General features: G+C 62.9%; 9 protein-coding genes. 2 read left to right on the forward strand and 7 right to left on the reverse strand.

From position 1 onward, the window contains the following. The 4 genes from BMX97_RS31745 to BMX97_RS31755 all read right to left on the reverse strand — a co-directional run. On the reverse strand, window positions 1–436 hold a 436-nt coding region (locus BMX97_RS31745; protein WP_177202419.1), incomplete at its 3' end, for a transposase family protein. Between the two features lie 26 nt (window positions 437–462). After that, on the reverse strand, window positions 463–891 hold the full coding sequence (locus BMX97_RS31750) for a hypothetical protein (RefSeq protein ID WP_244538762.1): 429 nt from the start codon (window positions 889–891) through the stop codon (window positions 463–465). A gap of 769 nt (window positions 892–1,660) precedes the next feature. Next, on the reverse strand, window positions 1,661–1,885 hold the full coding sequence (locus BMX97_RS32615; RefSeq protein ID WP_143074779.1) for a hypothetical protein: 225 nt from the start codon (window positions 1,883–1,885) through the stop codon (window positions 1,661–1,663). 460 nt (window positions 1,886–2,345) lie between these two features. Further along, window positions 2,346–2,570 (reverse strand): hypothetical protein, encoded by a 225-nt coding sequence (locus tag BMX97_RS31755; protein WP_143074780.1) that lies wholly within the window; start codon window positions 2,568–2,570, stop codon window positions 2,346–2,348. 152 nt (window positions 2,571–2,722) lie between these two features. Between BMX97_RS31755 and BMX97_RS31760 the strand changes: the two genes are divergently transcribed. Then, the gene (locus tag BMX97_RS31760; protein WP_091755072.1) at window positions 2,723–2,959 is read left to right on the forward strand and encodes a DUF6894 family protein; all 237 of its coding nucleotides are present in this window, start codon (window positions 2,723–2,725) and stop codon (window positions 2,957–2,959) included. A gap of 784 nt (window positions 2,960–3,743) precedes the next feature. On the opposite strand, the gene BMX97_RS31765 is transcribed toward BMX97_RS31760, so the two are convergent. Beyond that, complete coding sequence (locus BMX97_RS31765) at window positions 3,744–4,862, reverse strand: nickel/cobalt efflux transporter (RefSeq protein WP_091755073.1); 1,119 nt, start codon at window positions 4,860–4,862, stop codon at window positions 3,744–3,746. A 9-nt stretch (window positions 4,863–4,871) separates the two neighbouring features. Then, a complete protein-coding gene (locus BMX97_RS31770; protein WP_091755074.1) occupies window positions 4,872–5,150 on the reverse strand; it encodes a metal/formaldehyde-sensitive transcriptional repressor in 279 nt (92 codons plus the stop codon). Between the two features lie 89 nt (window positions 5,151–5,239). On the opposite strand from BMX97_RS31770, the gene BMX97_RS31775 reads away from it, so the two are divergent. After that, window positions 5,240–5,437, forward strand: a complete 198-nt coding sequence (locus BMX97_RS31775; RefSeq protein WP_091755075.1) for a DUF1289 domain-containing protein — start codon at window positions 5,240–5,242, stop codon at window positions 5,435–5,437. Between the two features lie 125 nt (window positions 5,438–5,562). Here the strand turns inward: BMX97_RS31775 and BMX97_RS31780 are convergent. Further along, a partial coding sequence (locus BMX97_RS31780; protein ID WP_177202420.1) for a MucR family transcriptional regulator occupies window positions 5,563–5,832 on the reverse strand: 270 nt, incomplete at its 5' end.

Here is a 5,832-nt window from a genome sequence, read left to right on the forward strand (position 1 = left end):
CGGGCATCGGCATGCGGGTGACGAGCCGCAGCACGGTCGCGCGGCTTGCCGGCATGTGGAGGTGCGTGAGGAGACGCGCGCCACCTGCACCGCCGCAGGCGAGGCCGACCCTGGCCTGCGCCTCGCCAAGCCGCCGCGTGCGCCGGGCGCGCGGTGCGAGGAGGGTCATGGGCGTCTCGGCGAAGGTCCGGCGTCGGCAGGCCGGGTTGAGGCAGTAGAACCGCCGCACCTCGATGCGGAGCCTGGTCTGCGATGCCGACACTGGCAGGTCGGCGGGCTGGCGGTGATAGCGGCTATGGACGGACCGGCTCGCCTGCCCGCAATCGGGACATCGGCCGCTGGCTGCGTCCAGTCGCACAGGGATGATGAGGTGATCCTCGTGCTGCTCTACGAACCGCGCGACACGACACTCGGGGATGGCGAGGGAGATATCCATGCCCATCCACGATGGGGAGGGCAGGCTCACCCTTCAGCGGCCCGAGTCAATCCACCGCCATCCACGCAAAACGAGCAAGAACCACAGAAACGGGGCAATCCCACGTCGCGATCGTGCAGCATGTGGCAGCGCTGGCAGAACGCTGCCAAGTTAGTGTCCTCGTTGTTGGCCGTGTCGTGGTCGCGGTGAGCTGCCGCCAGCACCACCTTCGTGATGCGGATCCGGGCAAGCAGGTCCTCGTTGCGCAGCCGCTGCCGGAGTCTGCGTCCCCGGCCGTCGCGCCAGCCTGAGATCTCGGCATCCCACCACCGGCCGTCGCCCAGGTGGAAGACCCGCTGCAGGTGCGGACGGGCGCATTCCTCGCACCGGCCCCGCGCCCGGCGGAAGCGGATCGCGTCGGAGAGCTGGGGCCAGTCGATGGGGTAGAAGAAGCGGTGCTCCGGCCGGATCGGCATCCCTGCTCCCCGGTTCGGCGGGCTTGCTGTCGAACGGACTTAGCAGTTCCTGGGGGCAAGCTCGACCCAGCAGCTGGTAGGCCGGGACGAACGGGAAGCTGTTCAGACTGCGCCGGCCTGGCCTGCCTATCGCGAGAGGTCGCGGGGGCGATACTCAATGCGACACGCCAGCTACAGCATATGGGGCAAAGTGGAAAAAACCAGTAGGTTAGTAATGCTACCAACGAATGAGCTTTCTCAGACCGTAGCCGCAAGCACCTCCCACCGCGCTCGCAAGTATGGCAAAAGGAAGCGATTGCAGCCAACCCACATCGGCAAGCCATGCAACAGTCACCAAGCCTGCTGCGATCGCTGACGTCATAACAAAAAACATGGAACTCTCCATCTTAGGCTAGCAAAAGCCTAAGAAGACAGCCTTCCTAGGGTTGTTATGTATTGCCAGATGACGTATTTTTTATATCATTACAATAAAAATTATTTCATCGGTAAAGACAGTAGAGTACCTGTGGAGAAATAGAAACTCTATCTGCATCTCGGTAGAGATGACATGCTGATACCGATCAATACGGACCGAGCGATAGGGTTCCATTAGGAATTTGTAGAGTGCTGGAAAATCGCGCAGCATCAACGGGATCGTGATCAGGTCGCGCTACCGGATCCGGCCCCTGAAACAGATCGCCTATTGCCTTGCGCCGGAGCATAGTGCGCCGATGGCAGTGCGATCCTGCGGCCGCCCTCATCACAGGAGCGCACGGATTGCGGCGACGGATCAGTGGAGCGCTGACCGTTCCAGTGGTGCTGTGGCGTAGGCACGCGAGGCGGGAATGAAATCCCGGGCCATCTCGCGTGCCATACAGATCATCTCTGCGTCGGAGGCGTTGGCTGCGTTCAGATCCTCCCAGGCTGGGCGACCCGGAGCAAGCCGCCGCATCAGTTCGTGGAGCTCCCGGGCGATGGTGTCCAGATAGCGGTGATCAGTGGAAAAATAGGTCATTGAATAGTTCTGCATTTTACGAGCTGCATCAGTGCCGCCTTGAAAGTCGTGTGTATGTCATCGAGCTGCTCTAAGCGATTGCCTTTTATCAACTCGGCATAAACGTGATCTCTTCCTCTGGCGCCTCGCCGACGACGGACGTGTCCGATCGCGTTACCATTATGATAGACTTGCCTCACTCGCGAATTTAAATCAGGTTCTGGGGTTCAAAACCAATCAAAGTTGAAAGCCATCTCTTACATGCCCTGCAGGACGCTGCAACAGTAAGGCGCTTGGTTGGCAGGAATCACCTAGAGACACTCTCGGCAAGAACTTTTCATCGAGGGCGCGCCTCACTTGTGTCTCCCGTGGTTCGGGTCGGCCGCAAGACATCACCACTGAACGTGGTTCAAGACTGGGTTGAGCGAGGTGCCGAGGGCGTCGGCGGTGCTGTAGGCTCGGCGGGGATTGTGGCCGCGCCTCACCCCTCTTCCGTACTGCTTGTCACCAGGAAGTCTCGGGCCCAGTCGTAGCCGAGCCGGATCAGATTGGCGTGCCCAGGGTCGGTCATGTCGAGATCGTCCCAGGCGGGGAAGCTCGGGATCTGCCGACGATTGCGCTCGTAGAGATCGTGAGCGACGACGTCGATCCGATCGCGATCCGTGGGAGGGTGGAGCCATCGCTGTGTTTCACCCATCGCGCTCAACGTCGCCCGTCCTGGCTTCGGTTTTCACCACACGGAGATGATAGGCCTCATTAACGTTAAGAAAACATCATTTTAAGTGCAACGATGCTCTAACACGCCAAGGATCGTCGCCGGACAACCGTCAGAGCGGCGGCTGCACAGCCAGGGTAGGCATGCCTCGCTATTTCCTTGACGTTCAGGATGGGCATTGCGACCGGGACGATTTGGGTATCGAACTGGCTTCCCTCAATGAGGCGATCGCACAGGCCGAGTGGACCCTGCCGGCTATAGCTCTCAATCGGATGCCCCGTGATGGCGATCACGTCTCTCTGGCCGTGGTCCGCGACGAGGCGCGAAAGCCGGTCTACACCGCCACCCTGTCGGTCAGCGGGCTACGCCTCGATCCCTGAGGCTCATGCAGCCCGGCCACGCCCTCACATGAGGGCTTCGATTGCGAAGACCTGCGCCAGGGCGCCCCTCAATCGCGGGCGATCGAGAGTGGCGGGCTGAACCCCTACCGGGGTGAGGCTCAACCCGCCGGCCTCACCGAACGGGGGAGAACAGTGAGACACCGCACCCTTATGATGATTGCGCGCAATTGAATAGTTAAAAATCGTACATGTCCGCTGTCTTATGGACCGCTACGCTTCGCGATCGTCCTGCACCACCTATGGATCCTCGCCCCGGCTCGCAAGCTGGTGGATAAGCGGAAACAGCGCTTTAAGGCTACGAGTGACGCCATCAAGAACGGGATCGTGTTCACTACCGAAGTTGCGAGTAGGGACGTTGGCTTCGGTGAAGCTTGAGTTGGCGATCGGCATTGGATCCCGCCCAGGATTGACGGGCATCAACTTCCATATGTGCGAGTAGTTTCAAAAAATTATCAACGAGCCCATATCAATGATACATGCCTAGCTGGCAATTATCTCGACCACGATCGATTTGCCAAACAGAGGAAGTTCAGCCAATATTCGCAGCTGGACGATTGAACAAAGCCCTCTGATGCCGAGGACGAGGGTCAACGGGAGGTTCTAAAGCCTCCTGTGAACCCCGTGCAGATCTAGGGTCAAATCCTCGTCAGCTTGACCATGCGAGGGACCGCTTTCGACCCTCAGCGGTCCTTCGTGGTGCTGCGATCTGATGGCTGCTCCTGCCGCGAAGCGGACGCGCCGCCACGTAGCAAGGTCAGGAGCTTTACTGGACAACCGCTTCGGCCGCGTGTTCGACCGAGCCGCGCTGGATGCCCTGGTAGCCGAGCCACCCAGTGTAGAGGCCGACGAGCACTATCAGCACGCCCGAGATGTACGGCGCGCGTCGAGCGAAGTCGCTGAACCCGGACCAGCGCTTCTGGACGTGGCGCACGCTCAGCGCGGCCAGGACGCCCGCCGAGACCATCGTCAGCGCCAGCCCGATCGAGAAGCAGACCACCAGCACGAAGCCGAGCGAGAGCTGCTTGAGCTGGATGCACAGGAGCAGCACCGTGATCGCGGCCGGGCACGGGATTAACCCGCCAGTCAGGCCGAACATGACGATCTGGCCCGTGGTGACGGTGCGCCCCTCGAAGCGCTTACGGATGTCGGCCGCGTGCGCGCGGGCATGCGCATCGTCCTCGTCGCCGAGGTTCATGTGGTCGTGGTCATGCCCATGGTCGTGCTCCTCGAACGCGATGGCGTGGGTCTCCGAGCCCTGCGCACCGTCGAGCCGCAGGTGTGCGGTGAAGGTGTGCGGCTCCGGGATCGTCTCCTGGCTCTCCAAAACGTCGCCCTGGCGTACGAAGCCGAAGGTCTGGCGCGAACCGTCCGGGCGCACCGTTTCGAGCATCACCCGCTGCGGCGGCGGCAGCACGCCCTTCTCGCGGGTGAGCCGCCAGCGCGGGGGCACGCCGTCCTCGAACACCTGGAGCCCGAACACGCCATCCCGCGTGGTGACGCGCTGCGCCTCGTCGTGGTGGTGATGGTGGTCCTCGTGCTGCTCGCGCCACGTGCGCCAGAGCATCCAGACGGCAATGCCGACGATGAGAACCGCGGAGGCGAGCTGGAAGTACGGCTCGGAGGCCTCGCCCGCATACTCGCGCCCGAAGTACTGCCCGCCGAGCGCGATCAGCCATACGACCGCCGTGTGCGAGAGGGTCGCCGCCAGCCCGAGCAACACCGCCTGCGTGACCGTCCCGCGCACGGCGATGATGAACGCCGCCATCATCGTCTTGGAGTGGCCGGGCTCAAGCCCGTGCAGGGCGCCGAGCAGGATGGCGGTCGGCACGAAGAGCCAAGCGTGCGCGGTCCCCTGCGCGAGCAGGTCAGTCAATGAGGTCATGAGGTCTCGTCACTTGAGGTAGGTCCGCACCACCTCGATCAGCTCGGCCGCGCCCTTGGCGCGGTCGGGGTCCGGCTCGGCGTCTGGGTTCACGACGTGGTGGCGGATGTGATCTTCCATCAACTCGGCGGTCAGACCGTTGATAGCCCCGCGCATTGAGGCGACCAGCATCAGGACGTCTGTGCAGCCGAGTTCGGCCTCCAAGGCCCGCTCGACGGCTTCGGCCTGCCCTTTGATCCGGCGCACCCGCGCCAGCAGCTTGGTCTTGTCCTTGACGGTGTGGGACATCGAAGGTCTTTCCTGTTGGGTCATATAGGGGGGTACCCTATATACTATCGAGTGCGGACATTGCCGCAGAGGCGGAGAGGCCTCGTACCATGAAGAAGGATGACCCCTGCATCGGGGTGTGCCGGTGGGACGGGCGCACGGGTTGGTGCGTGGGCTGCGGGCGTACCGTCCCGGGGATCAAGGCGTGGCGGAAGCTCTCGCCCTACCGGCGCACCGCACTGCTGCGCGAGCTACCACGCCGGGTCGCGGAATTTCGGCTCTCACCCAAGAAGCAGACGCAGCGCTGACCGACCGGCAATGGCTGCAAGCCACCCGGTGCGGACCCTCGCACGCTCAAGCTGATTGGTTTTTGAGCCTGGGGGAGGCCAGGGCGACAGGGTGTTGGCTCTACCCTGTCGCACACGGGCTAATGTCACGGTGCAGCGGCTTCAGCCTTCTTCGGCCGCCCGCGGCGGGCCGGCGCTGCCGCAGGTTCAGTTTGCGCCACTGCCCTACGAGCCGCCGCGGCGTCGCGCCGCCGCTGCCCGAGGCCTAGACTCTTAGCCATCTCAGAACGTGCGGCGGCGTAGGTCGCGGCGACCATCGGGTAGTCGTGCGGCAGGCCGAACTTCTGGCGGTACTCGGCGGGGGTCATGCCCTGCGAGGTGAGGTGGCGCTTGAGCGAGCGGTAGGGCTTGCCGTC

The sequence above is a fragment of the Methylobacterium sp. ap11 genome (assembly GCF_900110515.1).
GTDB lineage: Bacteria > Pseudomonadota > Alphaproteobacteria > Rhizobiales > Beijerinckiaceae > Methylobacterium > Methylobacterium ajmalii.